Source organism: Nocardia coubleae NBRC 108252, from assembly GCF_001612805.1.
Classification (GTDB): domain Bacteria; phylum Actinomycetota; class Actinomycetes; order Mycobacteriales; family Mycobacteriaceae; genus Nocardia; species Nocardia coubleae.
The window spans coordinates 208,520-225,801 of record NZ_BDBD01000016.1 but is presented as its reverse complement, the minus strand read 5'-3'; the positions used below and the strand labels follow the sequence as shown (position 1 = coordinate 225,801).

16 protein-coding genes are annotated in these 17,282 nt (G+C 67.9%); 4 read left to right on the top strand and 12 right to left on the bottom strand.

All coding sequences use genetic code 11. The features are described 5' to 3' along the window. Positions 1-17 precede the first annotated feature (17 nt). Positions 18-2,309: a phosphoribosylformylglycinamidine synthase subunit PurL gene (gene purL / locus NCO8_RS16980; protein WP_067492323.1), complete on the bottom strand. Its 2,292-nt coding sequence runs from the start codon at positions 2,307-2,309 to the stop codon at positions 18-20. Positions 2,310-2,468: 159 nt separating this feature from the next. Here purL and NCO8_RS16975 point away from each other — a divergent pair, with 159 nt between their 5' ends. Continuing rightward, a complete protein-coding gene (locus NCO8_RS16975) occupies positions 2,469-3,764 on the top strand; it encodes a glycosyltransferase 87 family protein (protein ID WP_245655394.1) in 1,296 nt (431 codons plus the stop codon). On the opposite strand, the gene NCO8_RS16970 is transcribed toward NCO8_RS16975, so the two are convergent. Further along, entirely contained in the window at positions 3,716-5,008 is a 1,293-nt protein-coding gene (locus NCO8_RS16970; protein WP_067640768.1) for a M18 family aminopeptidase, read from the bottom strand. The two genes, NCO8_RS16975 and NCO8_RS16970, sit on opposite strands and share 49 nt — an antisense overlap. A gap of 61 nt (positions 5,009-5,069) precedes the next feature. Continuing rightward, on the bottom strand, positions 5,070-5,501 hold the full coding sequence (locus NCO8_RS16965) for a MarR family winged helix-turn-helix transcriptional regulator (RefSeq protein WP_067640766.1): 432 nt from the start codon (positions 5,499-5,501) through the stop codon (positions 5,070-5,072). A gap of 60 nt (positions 5,502-5,561) precedes the next feature. Here NCO8_RS16965 and NCO8_RS16960 point away from each other — a divergent pair, with 60 nt between their 5' ends. Then, the gene (locus NCO8_RS16960; RefSeq protein ID WP_067640764.1) at positions 5,562-6,626 is read left to right on the top strand and encodes a substrate-binding domain-containing protein; all 1,065 of its coding nucleotides are present in this window, start codon (positions 5,562-5,564) and stop codon (positions 6,624-6,626) included. Between the two features lies 1 nt (position 6,627). Here NCO8_RS16960 and purQ read toward each other — a convergent pair whose 3' ends face one another. Then, complete coding sequence (gene purQ, locus NCO8_RS16955) at positions 6,628-7,305, bottom strand: phosphoribosylformylglycinamidine synthase subunit PurQ (protein ID WP_067640762.1); 678 nt, start codon at positions 7,303-7,305, stop codon at positions 6,628-6,630. Further along, positions 7,302-7,538, bottom strand: coding sequence for a phosphoribosylformylglycinamidine synthase subunit PurS (gene purS / locus NCO8_RS16950; RefSeq protein ID WP_056818769.1), 237 nt, complete (start codon positions 7,536-7,538; stop codon positions 7,302-7,304). The genes purQ and purS overlap by 4 nt, the downstream gene beginning before the upstream one ends. Before the next feature lie 97 nt (positions 7,539-7,635). On the opposite strand from purS, the gene NCO8_RS16945 reads away from it, so the two are divergent. Next, positions 7,636-8,280 carry an MBL fold metallo-hydrolase gene (locus NCO8_RS16945; protein ID WP_067492318.1) on the top strand — a complete coding sequence of 215 codons (645 nt, stop codon included), beginning with the start codon at positions 7,636-7,638 and terminating at the stop codon, positions 8,278-8,280. Here NCO8_RS16945 and NCO8_RS16940 read toward each other — a convergent pair. From NCO8_RS16940 to NCO8_RS16920, 5 genes are all read right to left on the bottom strand, one after another. Further along, on the bottom strand, positions 8,277-9,629 hold the full coding sequence (locus NCO8_RS16940) for a dipeptidase (RefSeq protein WP_067640760.1): 1,353 nt from the start codon (positions 9,627-9,629) through the stop codon (positions 8,277-8,279). The two genes, NCO8_RS16945 and NCO8_RS16940, sit on opposite strands and share 4 nt — an antisense overlap. Positions 9,630-9,637: 8 nt before the next feature. Further along, positions 9,638-10,075, bottom strand: coding sequence for a hypothetical protein (locus NCO8_RS16935; protein ID WP_067640759.1), 438 nt, complete (start codon positions 10,073-10,075; stop codon positions 9,638-9,640). Continuing rightward, positions 10,075-11,496 (bottom strand): glutamate/gamma-aminobutyrate antiporter GadC, encoded by a 1,422-nt coding sequence (gene gadC / locus NCO8_RS16930; protein WP_067640757.1) that lies wholly within the window; start codon positions 11,494-11,496, stop codon positions 10,075-10,077. Before gadC ends, NCO8_RS16935 begins: the two co-directional genes overlap by 1 nt. Positions 11,497-11,693: 197 nt before the next feature. Further along, entirely contained in the window at positions 11,694-12,395 is a 702-nt protein-coding gene (locus NCO8_RS16925; protein WP_067640755.1) for a DUF2334 domain-containing protein, read from the bottom strand. A 62-nt stretch (positions 12,396-12,457) separates the two neighbouring features. Further along, complete coding sequence (locus NCO8_RS16920) at positions 12,458-14,608, bottom strand: S9 family peptidase (RefSeq protein WP_067640753.1); 2,151 nt, start codon at positions 14,606-14,608, stop codon at positions 12,458-12,460. Positions 14,609-14,734: 126 nt separating this feature from the next. Between NCO8_RS16920 and NCO8_RS16915 the strand changes: the two genes are divergently transcribed. Beyond that, complete coding sequence (locus NCO8_RS16915) at positions 14,735-15,766, top strand: DUF2330 domain-containing protein (protein WP_067640751.1); 1,032 nt, start codon at positions 14,735-14,737, stop codon at positions 15,764-15,766. Here NCO8_RS16915 and NCO8_RS16910 read toward each other — a convergent pair. Together NCO8_RS16910 and NCO8_RS16905 are read right to left on the bottom strand one after the other, a co-directional pair. Then, complete coding sequence (locus tag NCO8_RS16910; protein ID WP_243749833.1) at positions 15,763-16,695, bottom strand: alpha/beta hydrolase; 933 nt, start codon at positions 16,693-16,695, stop codon at positions 15,763-15,765. The genes NCO8_RS16915 and NCO8_RS16910 overlap by 4 nt on opposite strands. Before the next feature lie 164 nt (positions 16,696-16,859). Then, positions 16,860-17,282 (bottom strand): HIT family protein, encoded by a 423-nt coding sequence (locus tag NCO8_RS16905; RefSeq protein ID WP_067492302.1) that lies wholly within the window; start codon positions 17,280-17,282, stop codon positions 16,860-16,862.

Here is a 17,282-nt window from a genome sequence, read left to right as displayed (position 1 = left end):
GCTCGGCTCCTCCTGCTCTAGGTGTGCGCTCCGAACAGCTTAGGCAGCGTGCCCTCGAAAACCTCACGCAATTCCGCGAGCGTCACCGAGAACTGGCCCTGCACCTCGATCGAATCCGAACCCTGGTCGACCACGCCGATGCGCACCCACGGCAGCTGCCGCGCGTCGCACATCTTGGTGAACCGGGTCTCCTCCGAACGCGGCACCGCGACGAGCACGCGTCCGGCCGACTCGGAGAACAGCTGCACGAACGGGTCGCTGCCCTCGGGAAGCACGATGCGGCAACCGGTCTCGCCCGCCAGCGCGGCCTCGACGACGGTCTGCGCGAGACCACCCTCGGACAGGTCGTGGGCGGCCGAGATCATGCCGTCGCGCGAACCGGAGACGAGCACCTCCGACAGCAGCTTCTCCCGGGCCAGGTCGACCTTGGGCGGCACACCACCGAGGTGCCCGTGCACCACCTGCGACCAGATGGAGCCGTCGAGTTCGTCGTGCGTGTCGCCGAGCAGGATCAGCGATTCGCCCGGCTCGAGGCCGAGACCGGTCGGGATGCGCCGGTGCACGTCGTCGATCACGCCGAGCACGCCGACCACCGGGGTTGGCAGGATGGCGTCCTTGCCGGTCTGGTTGTAGAAGCTCACGTTGCCGCCGGTGACCGGGATGCCGAGCGCCGCGCAACCGTCGGCGAGACCGCGCACGGCCTGCTGGAACTGCCACATCACGCCCGGGTCCTCCGGCGAACCGAAGTTCAGGCAGTTGGTGACGGCCTTCGGGGTTGCGCCCGTGGTCGCCACATTGCGGTAGGCCTCGGCCAGCGCCAGCTGGGCGCCGGTGTACGGGTCCAGCTTGGTGTAGCGGCCCGAGGCGTCGGTGGCCAGGGCGATGCCGCGCCCGGACGTCTCGTCGATGCGAACCACACCGGCGTCGGCGTGCTCGGCGAGCACGGTGTTGCCGCGCACGTAGCGGTCGTACTGTTCGGTGATCCACTTGCGGCTGCACAGCTGCGGGCTGGCCAGCATGGTCAGCAGGGTTTCGCGCAGCTCGTCGGCGGTCTTGGGCCGGGGCAGGTTCGCGGTGGTGTCGGCGATCAGCGCGTCCTGGTAGTCCGGGCGCTGCACCGGGCGCTCGTACACCGGGCCCTCGTGGGCGACGGTGCGCGGCGGCACGTCCACCACGGTCTCGCCGTGCCAGCTGATGACGAGGTGGTCGCCGTCGGTGACCTCACCGATGACGGTGGCCAGCACGTCCCACTTCTTGCACACCGCCATGAACGCGTCGACGTTCTCGGGGGTGACCACCGCGCACATGCGCTCCTGCGACTCGCTCGACAGGATCTCGGCGGGGGTCATGTGCTTGGCGCGCAGCGGCACCTTGGTGAGGTCGATGTGCATGCCGCCATCGCCCGCCGCGGCGAGTTCGGAAGTGGCACAGGACAGTCCGGCGCCGCCGAGGTCCTGGATGCCGACCACGAGGCCGGCCTTGTACAGGTCGAGACAGCACTCGATGAGCACCTTCTCGGTGAACGGGTCGCCCACCTGCACGGCGGGCAGCTTCTTGCGGCCGGTGCCGGACTCGTCGCCGGAGAAGCTGTCGGAGGCGAGCACCGACACGCCGCCGATGCCGTCGAGGCCAGTGCGCGCGCCGAACAGGATGATCTTGTTGCCCGCGCCCGAGGCGAAGGCCAGGTGCAGGTCTTCGGTGCGCATCGCGCCCGCGCACAGCGCGTTCACCAGGGGGTTGCCCTGGTAGGAGGCGTCGAACACCGTCTCGCCGCCGACGTTGGGCAGGCCGAGGGAGTTGCCATAGCCGCCGATGCCGCGCACCACACCGTCGACAACGCGACGGGTGTCGGGGGCGTCGGCCGCGCCGAAGCGCAGCTGGTCCATCACCGCGATCGGGCGCGCGCCCATGGCCATGATGTCGCGCACGATGCCGCCGACGCCGGTGGCCGCGCCCTGGTACGGCTCCACGTACGACGGGTGGTTGTGGCTTTCGACCTTGAAGGTGACGGCCCAGCCGTCGCCGATGTCGACCACACCGGCGTTCTCGCCGATACCGGCCAGCATCGAGGCCTTCATCTCGTCGGTGGTGGTCTCACCGAAGTAGCGCAGGTGCACCTTCGAGGACTTGTAGGAGCAGTGCTCGCTCCACATCACCGAGTACATGGCCAGCTCGGCGTCGGTGGGCCGACGGCCGAGAATCTCCTTGATGCGGGCGTACTCGTCGTCTTTGAGACCGAGTTCCTTGTACGGCTGCGGAGCATCCGGGGTGGCTGCGGCGGTGGCGACGGTGTCGACCTGCAGTGTCACGGGAGACCAGGGTCCTTTCGGCCGGGGGGAACTTGGCTCCGAGTCTATCGGTAGGGCCGTCGCGGCCCGCCGCCTGTACTCCCCGGCCGCCGGTGGTGCGCGGATTCGGTCTGGTCACACTTGCGGTTCGACGCGGTGAGCACCCGTTACGCTGGCGCCGTGAACGAAAGTCCGGGGGTTGCCGAGCAGGTAGAGCCGCCGTTTTCCGCGCGCATCGCGTCGGGCGCGAGGGATCGGGAACAGAACTCGCCGCCGGTTCGGCACCGCGGGCTGCTGGTCGCCGCGATCACGTTGTTCGTGGTCTCCGGCGTGATCGCCTTCGTCGCGAACTGGTGGACCGGCTTCATCGACCTGCAGGTCTACCGCACCGGTGCCCGCGTCTGGCTCGACGGCGGCGACCTGTACGGACCGATGCCGCCGGTGCGCGGGCTCGGGCTGCCGTTCACCTATCCCCCGCTGGCCGCCTTGTTCTTCGTCCCGCTCGCCCTGCTGCCGCTGGTCGCGGCCGAGGTGCTCGTGCTCACCACCTCGTTGCTCAGCCTGGCGATCGCGCTGTGGCTCGTGCTCATCCGGGTGCGGCCCGAGTTCGACCGGATCACGGTGCTCGCCGTGGTGATCGCCGGTCTCGGCTTGGCGCAGTTCCTGGAACCGGTGCGGCAGACGGTCAATTTCGGGCAGATCAATCTGATCCTGATGGCCGCGGTCACCGCCGACATCCTGGTGCGCAAACCGTTCTGGCCGCGCGGAATGCTGATCGGCATCGCCGTGTCGATCAAGCTGATCCCGGCCGGTTACCTGCTGTATTTCCTGCTGCGCCGCGATTGGAAAGCCGCGGCGACGCTGGTGGTTTCGGCCGCCGGTGCCGTCGGCGTCGGCTTCTTGCTCTTTCCGAGCGACTCGGTCCAGTACTGGTTCCACACCGTCACCGACACCGGCCGCATCGGCACTCCGTATTTCGCCGGGAACCAGTCGATCAAGGGCACTCTGTACCGGCTCGGCATCGACTCCTCGGCGGCCACCGCGCTCTGGATCCTGCTGTCGGCGTTGACGATCACGCTGGCGGCGGTGTGGATGTACCGGCTCATCGAGGCGGGTCGTGACGTCGCGGCCCTGCTGGTGAACGCCGCCGCGATCCTGCTCGTCTCGCCGGTGTCGTGGTCGCATCACTGGGTGTGGGTGGCGCCGGCGCTCGTCGTCGCCGTCGACCTGGCGGTGCGCAGGCGTTCGCGCGCGTTCACGACGCTGGTCGCCGTGTTCACGGTGGTGTTCGTCATCGGCCCGCAATGGTTGCTGCCGCACAACAGCGATCACGAGCTGGACTGGGCGTGGTGGCAGCAGATCATCGGAAGTACCTACGTGTGGGCCACTTTCGCGGTCCTGGTGTACGCGGTGATCACCTACCGGCCTCAGTCCAGTGGCGTCGGCGTGAGGAAGGCGGCCAGCGCCGAGGCGTAGGCGGGGATGTCGGCGGCGCCCATCAGTTCGCGGCAGGAATGCATGGCCAGCTGCGGTGCGCCCACGTCGACGGTGGATATTCCGGTGCGGGCCGCGGTCATCGGGCCGATGGTCGATCCGCACGGCAGATCGGCGCGGTGCACATACCGCTGCAACGGCACCTCGGCCTGGGCGCACGCCAGCGCGAACGCCCCGGCACCTGCGGCGTCGGTGGCGTAGCGCAGGTTCTGGTTGACCTTCAGCACCGGCCCGCCGCCGACCTCGATCCGGTGCGCGGGTTCGTGCCGGTCGGGATAGTTCGGGTGCGTGGCATGTGCCATGTCGCCGGAGGCGACCACCGAACCGGCCAGCGCGGCAAGGTAATCCGCACGTCCGCCACCACGGGCGAGCACGATCCGCTCGAGCACGGCGGGCAGCAGATCCGATTGGGCGCCGCGATCGGACTGACTGCCCACTTCCTCGTGGTCGAACATCACCAGCACCGCCGTGGCCGCGCCGGGGTCGTCGGCGGCGGCGAGGAACGCCTGCAGTCCCGCGTAGCAGGTGCCCTGATTGTCCAGGCGCGGTGCGCTCACCAGGTCGTGATGGCGGCCGACGATGGTGCTCGGCGCCAGATCGTGCGTCATCAGTTCCCAGCCGAGCACCGAGTCACCGTCCACCCCGGCGCGCTCGGCCACGAAGTCCAGGAACGAGGCGGGCGAATCACCGATGCCCCAGATGGCGTTCACGTGACGCTGCGGGTCGAGCGTCACCCCACGCCGGTCCTCGGACAGGTGGATCGCCAGCTGCGGCACCCGCAGAATCGGTTCGTCGACGCGCACCAGCACATCGCGCATCCGCGCACCGTCGCGCACACTGAGCCGCCCCGAGATCCCCAGCTCCCGGTCGAGCCACGAATTCAGCCAGGCACCACCGTAGGGTTCGAGCCCGACCAGCTGCCACCCGGACCCGGCCAGATCCGGATGCTGCTTCACCCGCAGATTGGGGCTGTCGGTATGCGCCCCGACCACGCGAAACGGGTCGGCGGGCGCCGCGTCGTAATCGGCCCAGGCGATCAGCGAACCGCCACGGACCACATAGTGTTTCCCACCCGCGTCGTCCCAGGACCGCGCCTCGGTCAACGGCGTGAAGCCATTGGCATCCAATTCCGCCGCGACGGTCGCGCACACATGAAAAGGCGACGGCGAAGCATCGATGAACGCACACAATCCACTGGCCGTGGCCGCAGTCAGAGATACCGGCATAGGGCCGATCCTAGGGGCAATACCGTCGGCTCCGGCGGCCGAACGCCGGGACCGGCACCCGCTACTGGTCTGCGATCACCGCGAGCGCGGCGACGAGGTCGTTGTAGCGCCGGGCTCCCAGCCGCGCCTTCAACTCCTCTTCGGCCAGCTGTTCTTCCCGCCGGATCTTGGCCACGAGCTTGGCGCCGAGGCTGCTCAGCCCGATGAGAATCCGCCGCCGGTCATCGGTCGCCGCGACGCGGAAGATCAGGCCGCGCTCGGCGAGATTGTCGGCGTGCCGGGTGGCCGAGGACGGGGCGAGGCGGGCCTGCGCAGCCAGCTCCGACATGGTCACGCCGTGCTCGGTGGACAGCTGGGTGAGAATCGCCCAGTGGTCGTCGGTGAGGTTGTCGGCCGACAGCGCCGCGTCTAATCGGCGCACCCAATTTCGCTCTGCCGAGCGCAGCGCGCCGTGCAGCGTGGAACAGCCACTTATGATGGACACCGATCGCATTCCCACCTGCCGAGAAATTCATTCGAACAATGCTGCTCGAGCTAGGCGATAGAGTACAGAATGCCCACCTTCGACGAGAGCCGGGATGAGACGATCGAGATTCTCTCGATCGTGCCCACCCAGGGCCCGGGTGGCATCATCGCACCGTCCTGTACAGCGGCGATATCGCTGGCAGTAGACGAAATCAACAGCGGCACAGGGATTCTCGGCCGGGAGATCCGGCTCACGACCATCGACGGCGGCCGCCCACCGAGCGTGGTCGCCACCGAAGTCGAGGCGCTGCTGGCCACCGGAATGGTCGGCGCGATCACCGGCTGGCACACCTCGGCCGTGCGCCGTGCGGTCGCCACCGCCGTCGACAGCCGGGTGCCGTATCTGTACGCCACCGACCACGAAGGGCTGCCCGACGAGCGCGCGGGCGTGCTGATGGTCGGCGAACATCCCGATCACCAGACCGTGCCCGCCGCCGCGTGGATGGGCCGGGAGCTGGGGGTGCGGCGCTGGGCGGTGATCGGCAACGACTACGTTTGGCCGCGCCATACCGCGCACGCGCTGCGTCGTGCGCTGCCCTCACCCGCCGATATCGTGCTGGAACGCTATGTGCCGATGGGCACCACGGATTTCGCGAACTTCCTGGACGAACCTGCCCTGCTGTTCGCCGATGCCGTCCTGATCCTGATGGTCGGTGCCGATACCGCCCGCTTCAACAGGCAGTTCACCGCGGTGGGGCTGTCGGATTTCCTGCCGCGTCTCAGCCCGGCGGTGGACGAGAACGTGCTGCTCAGCGCGGGCCCCGGCGCCAACAAGAACCTGTATGTCGCCTCGAGCTTCTTCCTCGACGACAACGACGGCCGCCGCGCTCGCTACCGCCGCCACCAGGGGAAGTTCGCCCCGGTGCTCACGACGTTCGGCAATTCCACCTATGAGGCGGTGCATCTGCTGCGCGGTGTGGCCGACACCGTCGGCACGCTCGACGTGCCGACCGTGCAGGCCCGGCTGGCCGAGGGTCTCGCCGTCGAAGGCCCGGCCACCCGGCGCGGTTTCCTCGGCAATCAGGCCGTCGGCCCCACGCACCTGGCGCGGGCCGACGGGGTCGATTTCGACATCATCGACCGGTTGGACTGATTCAGGCGTTGACGAAGCTGTCGATCACGGAGAAGAACATCCCGAGACCGTCGTCGCTGGGCCCGGTGAGCGCCTCGGTGGCGTGCTCGGGGTGCGGCATCAGGCCGACGACCCGGCCGTTGGCCGAGGAGATGCCCGCGATTCCGCGCTGCGAACCGTTCGGGTTGTCACCGGAGTAGCGGAACACCACGCGGCCCTCACCCTCCAGCTCGTCGAGCACCTGCGTCGACGCCTGGAAACGGCCCTCACCCGACTTGAGCGGGACGAGGATCTGCGCGCCCGGCTCGTACCGCGAGGTCCAGGCGGTGTTCGTCGCCTCGACCGTGAGCCATTCGTCCCGGCAGATGAAGTGCAGGCCCTCGTTGCGGGTGAGCGCACCGGGCAGCAGCCCGGCCTCGCACAGCACCTGGAAGCCGTTGCAGATGCCGAGCACCGGCAGGCCCTGGCCCGCGGCGCGGATCACTTCGCCCATCACCGGTGCGAACCGGGCGATGGCGCCGCAGCGCAGGTAGTCGCCGTAGGAGAAGCCACCGGGCACGATCACCGCGTCGACATCCTTGATGTCGGCGTCGGCGTGCCACAGGCTCACCGCGTCGGCGCCCGCCAGGCGCACCGCGCGGGCCGCGTCGACATCGTCGAGCGTGCCCGGGAACGTGATGACCCCGATGCGAGCACTCATGAGACCCGGACGACCTTCCAGTCCTCGATCACCGTATTGGCCAGCAGCGCCTCGGCGATCTGTTCGAGCTGGGCGTCGGAGACGCTGTCGTCCACCTCGAGCTCGAATCGCTTGCCCTGCCGTACATCCGAGATGCCGGCGAATCCCAGACGTGGGAGCGCGCCGACCACGGCCTGCCCCTGGGGGTCCAGAATCTCGGCCTTCGGCATGACCTCGACCACGACTCGTGCCACGCAATGCTCCTCATGTGGTGTGGGGGTTACGCAGAAATCCTAGTTGACCCGGCCGTCGTGCCCGCGTTCCGGGGTCGGTGGCGCATAGCATCGGGTCATGCGTATCGCCCACTTCGGCCATTCCTGCATCCTCGTGGAACTGCACGGCGCGAAAGTGCTGTTCGATCCCGGCACCTTCGCGCACGGGTTCGAGGGCATCACCGGTCTGGACGCGATCGCGGTGACCCACCAGCACCCCGACCACATCGACCCGAACCGGATCGCCGACCTGATCGACGCCAATCCGGGCGCGCGGCTGCTGTCCGACCCGCAGACGGCCCAGCAGCGCAGCGAGGGCTGGGAGCCGGTATCGGCCGGTCAGGTGCTCGACATCGGCGACTTACAGATCACCGGTGGCGGCGGCCGCCACGCGGTGATCCACCCCGAGATCCCGGTGATCGACAACACGGTCTTCCAGCTGGGCACCGCCGCCGACCCCGCCCAGCTGGTGCATCCGGGTGACTCGCTGTGGGTGCCGCCGGTGCCGGTCGGCGTGCTCGCCATCCCGGCCGTCGCCCCGTGGATGCGGATCTGGGACACCGTCGACTACCTGCGCGCGGTCAACCCACGCACCGCCCTGCCGATCCATTTCGGCATCATCGATCGCTCCGCGCACGGCATCTACTTCGGTCGCCTCGCCGAGATGGCGCCGGCCGGTACCGAGTTCCGGGTGATCGACCCCGAGGACCAGGACCAGTTCTAGCGCCCGTAGGTGCTCAGGAACAACGCCTCGGCCAGCGCCATGTGCTCGATCTCGCTCGGATCGACGCTCTCGTTGGGCGCGTGGATGAGGCACTTCGGTTCCTCGACCCCGATCAGCATGATCTCGGCCTTCGGGTAGGTGTCGGCGAAGACATTGCACAGCGGGATGGAACCGCCCTGACCTTCCGTCGTGGCCGGTCGGCCGTACGCGGTCGCCATCGCCTCGGACATCGCGTCGCGGGCGGGGCCGTGTTCGGCGGCGACGAACGGTTCGCCGAGCCCCTCCAGTTCGATGTCGAGCCGCGCGTTCCACGGCGTGTGCGCCCGCAGGTGCTTTTCCAGCAGTTCGTAGGCGTGTTGTGGGTCGGTGCCGGGCGGAATGCGCAGGTTGAGCCGTGCCCGCGTGCTCGGCTGGATCGCCGCCGACGAGCCGACCACCGCGGGCACGTCCATGCCGAGCACGGTCAGCGCCGGACGGGCCCACAGCATGTCGGCGACGGTGCCACCGCCGATCAGGTCCACGCCGTCGAGGACGCCCGCGTCGGCCCGGAAGTCCTTGGGTGGATATTGCACCCCGGTCCACTGCTGGTCGGCGGTGAGGCCGTCGATGGTGGTGTTGCCGTGCTCGTCGCGCAGGGACGACAGCAGCTGGATCATCGCCGCCAGCGCGTCGGGTGCCGGCCCACCGAACATGCCCGAATGCATCGGCCCGGCGAGGGTCGTCACGGTGACGACGACATTCACCTGCCCGCGCAGGGTCTGGGTGAAGGTCGGCAGGCCGACGGCGAAATTGCCGCAGTCGGCGACCAGGATGGCGTCGGCGGTGAGCAGCTCGGGATTCGCGACGACGAATTTCTCCAGCCCGCCGGTGCCCTGTTCCTCCGAACCCTCCGACACCAGCTTGATGCCCACCGGGAAATCGGGTCCGATCGCGCGCAGGGCCGTGAGGTGGGTGACGATATTGCCCTTGCAGTCGGCAGCGCCGCGGCCGTACCAGCGGCCGTCCTTCTCGGTGAGCGTCCAGACCGGGGTTTCCCATGCCTGGTCATCGAGTGGTGGTTGCACGTCGTAGTGGCAGTACAGCAGCACCGTCGGGCTGCCGGGCGGACCCGGCCGGTGCCCGATCACGGCCTGGCTGCCGTCGGGCGTCTCGTGCAGGCCGACCGTCAGCCCGAGCTCGGTGAAAGCGTCGGCTACCCACTGCGCGGCCCACGTGCAGCCTTCGGCCGGGAACTGGCGCGGGTCGGCCACGGACCGGAACGAAACCAGCTGTGCGAGGTCGTTTTTCGCCTCGCCCATGAGTCCGGAAACCTTGGCGCGCAGCGCGTCGACATCGGGAGCCTTCGTCATCGGTGGCCTCACTTCGTCGTGTCGTCGAGATGCAGGGTGTCGAGATGTGCACGGTAGTCGGCCAGGTGCTGCGGGCAATAGACGGCGATCGCCTGGCCGACCGCCTCGGCGGCCTCCTTCGAGCCGATCACCGGGCGCTGTCCAGGCCCGGACGCGCCATTGCTCAGTGCGGCTTGGTATTTCGCCTTGATGTGGGCCGCGTCCGGATCCTGGCACACCGAACCGCCGTCGTCACCGAGCGCCGAGGCGATGACATCCGGCTCGGGCGCGGGCAGCCCCGCGGCGAGCAAATTGCTGTGCAGCTGTTGGGCTTTCGCGGTCGCCTCGTTGTTCCGGTGGATTTCGTCGAAGGTGAGCAACCCGATCAAGGCGAAGACGACGAGCAGCACGGCGGCCGTGAGGTATATCCAGATCCTGGTGCGATCGGGGGCATCTGCGGTACTCATCACTCGGCCTCCTGCGGAACGGCGATCTTCCAGCTTTCGCGGCGATTCCGATAGAACAGATAGGGAATGAGCAACCCGACGATGCCCATACCGCCGCCGACGATCGCGAAATACATCAGCGGATTACCGCTACCGAATTGCGAGGGCGGCACGAAACCGATGGCGAACGCCGCCACCGAGGACACCGATCCGAGCAGACACAGCGCGTACAACGCGGGCGCCCGGTAACCACGGGGATGATCCGGGTCGTCGCGACGCAATTTCGCGGCCGCGGCGAACATCAGCACATACATGATGAGATACACCTGCGTGGTGATCACCGACAGAATCCAATACGCGCTCGACACATTGGGAATCAATGCGTAGAGCAAGGCGATGGCCGTGGTGAAAACTCCTTGGGCGACGAGCATGTTCTGCTGCACACCGTGCTTGTTGAGCCGGGTGAGAACCGGCGGCAGATATCCCTCGCTCCGCCCGATCAGCAGCAGCCCCTTGGAAGGTCCCGCCAGCCAGGTGAGCATCCCACCCAGCGCGGCGGCCACCAGGGCGATGCCGACGATCGGGGTGAGGAATCCGATGTGAAAATGGCTGAAGAATCCGTCGAACGCCTGCATCACACCGGCCGTCAGACTCAGGCTGGCCGAGGGCACTACCCAGCTGATCGCCAGGGCGGGCAGGATGAAGATGACCAGCACCAACCCTGCCGCCAATGCCATCGCCTTGGGAAATTCCTTGCCCGGGTTGCGCAGCGACGACACGTGGACCGCGTTCATCTCCATTCCCGCGTAGGACAGGAAGTTGTTCACGATCAGGACCAGGCTCGCCAGGCCGGTCCAGGCCGGTAGCAGATGCGCCGAGTCCATCGGTGCCGCCGAAGGATTGCCCTGGCTGAGGAACACCAGCCCGAGGACGACGAGCAGCGTCCCGGGAATCAGCGTGCCGATGATCAGTCCCATGCTGGACAACCCGGCGACCGTCTTGGTGCCGCGCGAGGACACATACACCCCCGCCCAGTAGACGGTGATGATCACGATCGCCACGTACGGGCCGTTCGACGCGAGCGAGGGGTGAATGATGTAGGCGAAAGTGCTCGCCACATAAGCCAGCAGGCTCGGATAGTAGAAGATCGTCATGGCGAACTGGCACCACACCGCGAGGAAACCCAGCGGTTTACTCAGCCCGTCGCCCACCCATTTGTAGACACCGCCGTCCCAGCCCGATGCCAATTCCGCCGCCACCAGCGAGGTAGGCATGAGAAAGAGAACGGCGGGAACGATGTAGAGGAAAACACAGGCAAGTCCGTAGACGGCCATTGTCGGTGCCGAACGCAGACTGGCCACCGAACTCGTGGTCATCAGCGCCAATGTCACCCAGGACAGGTATTTCGTGGTGGTCGCGGCTTTCGTCGCGGTGCCCGTCATCAGCGCTGCCTCCTGCTGTGTTCACACAACTAGCGGAAACCCTCGAATAACGCTCGAGGATCGTAACCGTGCGGCAGCCGACCGGCGGCTTCGAAACGGGCACGATTACAGCGCGAATATTCGGACAGCGAAGGCAGGGCAGCCGATAGGCCGCCGCCGCGCGCGGGTGATCGCCGATTCGCGCGCGGCGGGGCCGGTCAGGCGGCCTTGCTGGCCGGGACCGGCTCCCAGCGGTAAACGGTGCTGCGGGCACCGTGGTAGAGCGCGAGGTCGACCGCGTCGAGCACGGCCTGACGCGGACCCGAACGCTGCAACTGCGCCCCCGAGATCGCCAGGCGAAGGACGCCGCCGCGCCGGGCCGTGCGGGCCGCGCCCATCACCAGCGCCCGGCACCACCAGGGTTCGGCCCGGAAGCCCTCACCGATGCCGTACACCCGCGAGCGCTGCGCCACATTGTTCTCCAGGTCGAGCATGGTGGTCAGGCCGAGGGCGAGGCGGAAACCCACGTCGGGGAGGGCGGCGAGCGCACCGGCGGAGGCGTCCCAGCGCGGGGCCGCGAACAGCCGGGTGCGCAACTGCACCTGCTCCATCACCCGGTCGGCCGCTTTGAGCCGCAGCGTCGCCTCGTGCCGGGGCAGCGTCGCGAATTCGGCCCGGCGCGACTTGGTGGCCGCCTGGTCGTAGCCGTGCAGCACGATGGCGTCACCGGCCAGCCGCCGCCCGCGCAACCACGATTGCGTCGCCGGGTCGTCGACCAGCCGGTATTTTCCCTTCAGCCGGGGCGCGACCAGCAGCGACAGCCGCACCCCGCGCTGATCCATCAGCTCCGCGAACTCGATCGCGGCATCGCGCGTGGTATCCCGGATTCCCGACACCGAAACGATCAGCTCGCCGTTCATGTGTCAACGATGGCAGCCGGAGGTGACGGCAGCGTGGTTGCGCGATGAACAGTAGCGAGCGTCTATTTGTCGGCCAAGCCCACCGTGTCCAGCACCCAGGCGTACTCGAACGCGACTTCCTTCCACTTCTCGTAGCGGCCGCTCACCCCGCCGTGACCCGCGCTCATCTCCGTTTTCAGCAGCACTTCGCTGTCACCGGTCTTGGTGGCGCGCAGCTTGGCGACCCACTTGGCCGGTTCCACGTACAGCACGCGGGTGTCGTTGAGGCTGGTGATCGCCAGGATCGGCGGATAGTCCTTGGCCTCGACGTTCTCGTACGGCGAGTACGACTTCATGTACTCGTAGACGTCCTTGTCGGCCAACGGGTTACCCCACTCGTCCCACTCGATCACCGTCAGCGGCAGCGACGGGTCGAGGATGGAGGTGAGCGGGTCCACGAACGGGACATTGGCCAGGATGCCCGCGAACAGCTCCGGCGCCAGGTTAGCCACCGCACCCATCAGCAGACCGCCCGCGCTGCCGCCGTCGGCGACGAGCCGGTCCGGTGCGGTGGTGCCCGCGTCGACGAGATGGCTTGCCACGGAGACGAAGTCGGTGAAGGTGTTCATCTTCGACAGGGTCTTGCCGTGCTCGTACCAGAGTCGGCCCATCTCGCCGCCGCCGCGCACATGCGCCACCGCGAACACCATGCCGCGATCCAGCAGCGACAGCCGCGACACCGAGAACGACGGATCGATGCTCGCCTCGTAGGAGCCGTACCCGTAGAGCAGCATCGGCTTGGGGCCCGACGGCAGATCGCGCCGCTGGATCAGCGAGATCGGGATACGGGTGCCGTCGGAGGCGACTGCCCAATCCCGGTGCTGCTCATAGTCTTCGGCGTTGTAGCCGCCGAGTACCGGCTGCTCCTTGCGCAGCAGCAGTTCCCCGGTAGCTGGCACGTAGTCGAACACCTGCATCGGGGTGATGAACGAGGTGACACCCACCCGCAGCGTCGGCTGCTCCCACTCCGGGCTGGAACCCATACCGGCGGAGAACAATTCGAGCCCGAACTCGAGTTCTGTCAGCTCGCCGTAGCCCGCCGGGGTGAGCGGCCACACCGCGAGGCGGGGCAGGGCGCCGCGGCGGTAGCCGAGCACCAGGTGGTCGGCGAAGGCGTCGATGTCCTCGAGCCGCACGTCCTCGCGGTGCCCGATCAGGATCGTCATGGCCGACGGGTCGGTGGCAGGTGCTTGCGCGAGGACGAAGTTCTCCGCCTTCACGCCGTCGACCACGTCGTTGTGCAGGATCAGGAAACGGTCCTCACCCGCGATCACCGCGTGCTCGGCCGAGTACTCCACGCCCTCGCGCCGGGGCAGCAGCACCCGGAACTCGCCCTCGGGGTTGTCCGACTCCAGCACCCAGCCCTCGGTGGTGATCTTGGAACCGAGCCAGATCATCAGGTACTTCTCGGAGCGGGTGGCGCCGACGCTCACCCAGTAGCGCTCGTCCGGCTCGTGGAAGACCTTCACGTCGTCGGTGGACGCGGTGCCGACGCGGTGCCGCCACACGGTGTCGGGGCGCCAGGATTCGTCGACGGTCTGATAGAAGATGTGCGTCCCGTCCAGCGACCAGGTGGCCCCCGGTGCGGCGCCGACGACCTCGTCGGGCAGCAGTTCGCCGGTGCGCAGGTCCTTGATGCGCAGGGTGTAGCGCTCGTCGCCGGTGCTGTCGACCGAGTAGGCGAGCAGGTTGCCGTCGTGGCTCAGCGAGAACGCACCGAGGGCGAAGAAGTCGAGACCCTCGGCGAGCACATTGCTGTCGAGCAGCACCTGCTCACCCTCGATGGAGGTGTCCACCTCGAGTTGCGGCGGCGTCCAGGCGTCGATGCCCTCGGCCTGCGCGTCGATCGGACAGCGGCAGTGCACGCCGTACTGCTTGCCCTCGAAGCTGCGCGAGTAGTACCAGTACTGCCCCAGCCGGGTCGGCACCGACAGGTCCGTTTCCTGGGTCCGCGCCTTGATCTCGTCGAAGATCTTGTCCCGCAGAGGCTGCAGCTGATCGGTGCGCGCCGCGGTGTAGGCGTTCTCCTCCTCCAGGTACGCGATGACCTCGGGATCTTCCTTGTCCCGCAGCCACTCGTACTCGTCGACGAACGTGTCGCCGTGGTGCACCCGTTCGACGGGCACCTTCTTCGCGATCGGCGCCGACACCACCGTCTGATTCTCGCCAGCCATGGGTCCACCGTAGTCGCCGCCCCCGACCCCGGCCCGCCAACTCGGCCGTCACCGGGATCCGCCCCGCTCTGGGCGGTGAGTATTTCTGCGGATGGCGGCTCGGGGCGGGGTCCGTAACCTGCTCGCATGGGGATTCGCGGAACGGTTCGTTCGCTTGTTGTCGCCGGTGCGCTCCTGCTGGCTTCCGGTTCGGTTGTCGTCGCGCCCGCGGTGGCGTGTGCGTGTGGCGGGGTGGTGAGCGGCGACGGCTCGGCACGGGTGGACAGTGAGACCGCCGTGCTCGGCTGGGACGGTCGACGCGAGACCATTCTGATGCGGTTGGGGATGCGGTTCACCGGCGCCGATGCGGCGCTCATCGTGCCGACCCCCACGCCTGCCACGGTGTCGGCCGGTACTGCCGCGTCGTTCGCCGAGTTGTCGCGACTCACGGCGCCGGAGGTGGTCGTCGACCGCTACTGGTTCGACAGCGACAGGTACGAATCCTCCGCCGGTGCACCGGGTTCCGGGCCGGAAGTGCTCGGCCAGGTGCAACTGGGTCCGCTCGAGGCGACAACGCTCCGCGGCGGCGACCTCACCGGTGTGCGGGAGTGGTTGTCCACCAACGGCTATCAGCTGCGGCCGGAGGTGAGCGCCACCCTCGAGCCGTATCTGCGCGAAGGCTGGTCGTTCGTCGCCATGCGGCTCACCAGCCCCGAACCCCTCGACGGCGCCCTCGACCCGGTTCGCCTCACCTTCGATTCCGATCGCCTCGTCTATCCGATGCGCATGTCGGCGGCGGCGACCACGCCCCAATCGGTACACCTCTACGTCTTCGGCGACCACCGCCTTACCCGCACCGACGCCGATACCGAATCCCAGTTCATCACGACCGAATTCGCTTCACCCGTGAGCGCTCTCACCGACCCCGATCTGATCGCGCTCGCCGCGGGCAAGAACTATCTGACCGAACTGTCGGTCTCCATCCCCCGCCCCGCCGCCATCACCACCGACTTCACTTTCGCCCCGGCCGACACCGACGCCATCGTGCGCGACCGCATAGTCGAGAAGGAGTACGTCGAAATCCTCGGCTTCCCAGCCGGTTACGTCCTTGTCGCCGTGGCGCTTTCGATCCTGGCCGTGGCGGGCGGCGCATTGCTGCGCCGCCGCAGGACCCGCTAGGCCCCGAGAGCGGGCCCGATGGTGGGCCAGGAGTGGTGCAGGGCGTCCTGCCAGTAGCCCCACGAGTGAGTGCCGACCGGGTGGTAGTCGATGTCGGCCCCGATGCCCGCGGCGGCCAGACGCTGACCGAAGGAAGCCATGCAACCGTTGACGCCGACCTCGATGGGACCGCCGAGAACGATGTTCTCCGGCAGCTGAGGCTTGAGCTGGGCCTCGTGGTGGCCGGGGATACCGGTGCCGGTCGACATGTACAGCGCCTTGCCGCGCAGGTTGTCGAGCAGCTGGGCGGGGTCGTGCGCCGCCCATTCGGGACTGCCCGGCGCACCCCACATATTGAGCGGGTTACCACCGCGGTTGGTGATGGAGAACATCATCGCGCCCGCCGCCATGCCCATGTCGGGGCACGCGCTGTAGCCGGCGACGGCCCGGTAGAGGCCGGGGTTGCGGGCGGCCAGGATGTAGGCCGCGTTGCCGCCCATCGACAGGCCGCCGATGGCGTTCACGCCGTTGCCGTCGAAGCGGGCGTCGATCAGGCCGGGCAGTTCACGGGTGAGGAACGTTTCCCACTTGTACCGGCCGAAACGCGGGTCGTCGGCGATCCAGTCGGTGTAGTAGCTGGCCTGTCCGCCCATCGGCAGCACCACGTTCACGTGCTTGCCACGGAAGAACGCCTCGGCGTCGGTGGCATTGGTCCAGGTGCTCTGGCCGATGCCCGGATCGAGGCCGTCGAGCAGGTAGTACGTACCGCGCGCTCCGCCACCCGCCGGGTGCAGAACCTGCAGCTCGATATTGCGACCCATCGCGGGCGAGGTGACGGTGATCGCGGTGCGGTTCGGCGTGAGCACACGCTCCCCGACGATGTCCGCGGCCGCGGCGGGTGCGGGCTGCAGAACGCCCGGACCGATGAACGCGATGGCGAATGCCAGCACTGAAGCAGCAACACCTGAACGACGCACGATCTACCCTCCATAACCGCATGCCAATGACAGTCCAAAGTAACCCACCGATGAACGTCGAGGAAGCATTCGGCGATTTGGGCGTTTCTTCGGCAAACTTTCGGGTATGTATTGCCCGCTTCGTCCGAAATCGCAGGTCAGCGGGTAAGAGCGCCCCGGATCGAACCGGCGAGATAATCCAGATCGGCGCGCGCGGGCGAGGTGGGTCGTGCGCGCAATCCGAAGCCGTCGCCGGGCGTTCTCGGAATGACGTGCAGGTGCACGTGGAATACCTCTTGGCCGGCCGTAACACCGTCGGCGAGAAAGAAATTCACGCCGTCGGCGGCCACCTCGCTGTCACGCAGGGCCGCCGCGATCCGCTGCCCCACCTGAAACAGCTTGCCGCCCAACACCGGATCGAGTTCGGCAAGGCTCGGCGCGGCCACCTTGGGCACCACGAGCACATGACCGGGCGTCACGGGACGAATATCCATGAACGCCAGCACATCATCGTCCTCGTACACCTTGGAAGCGGGCGCCCGACCGGCGACGATGTCGGAGAAGATCGTGTACGGATTCAT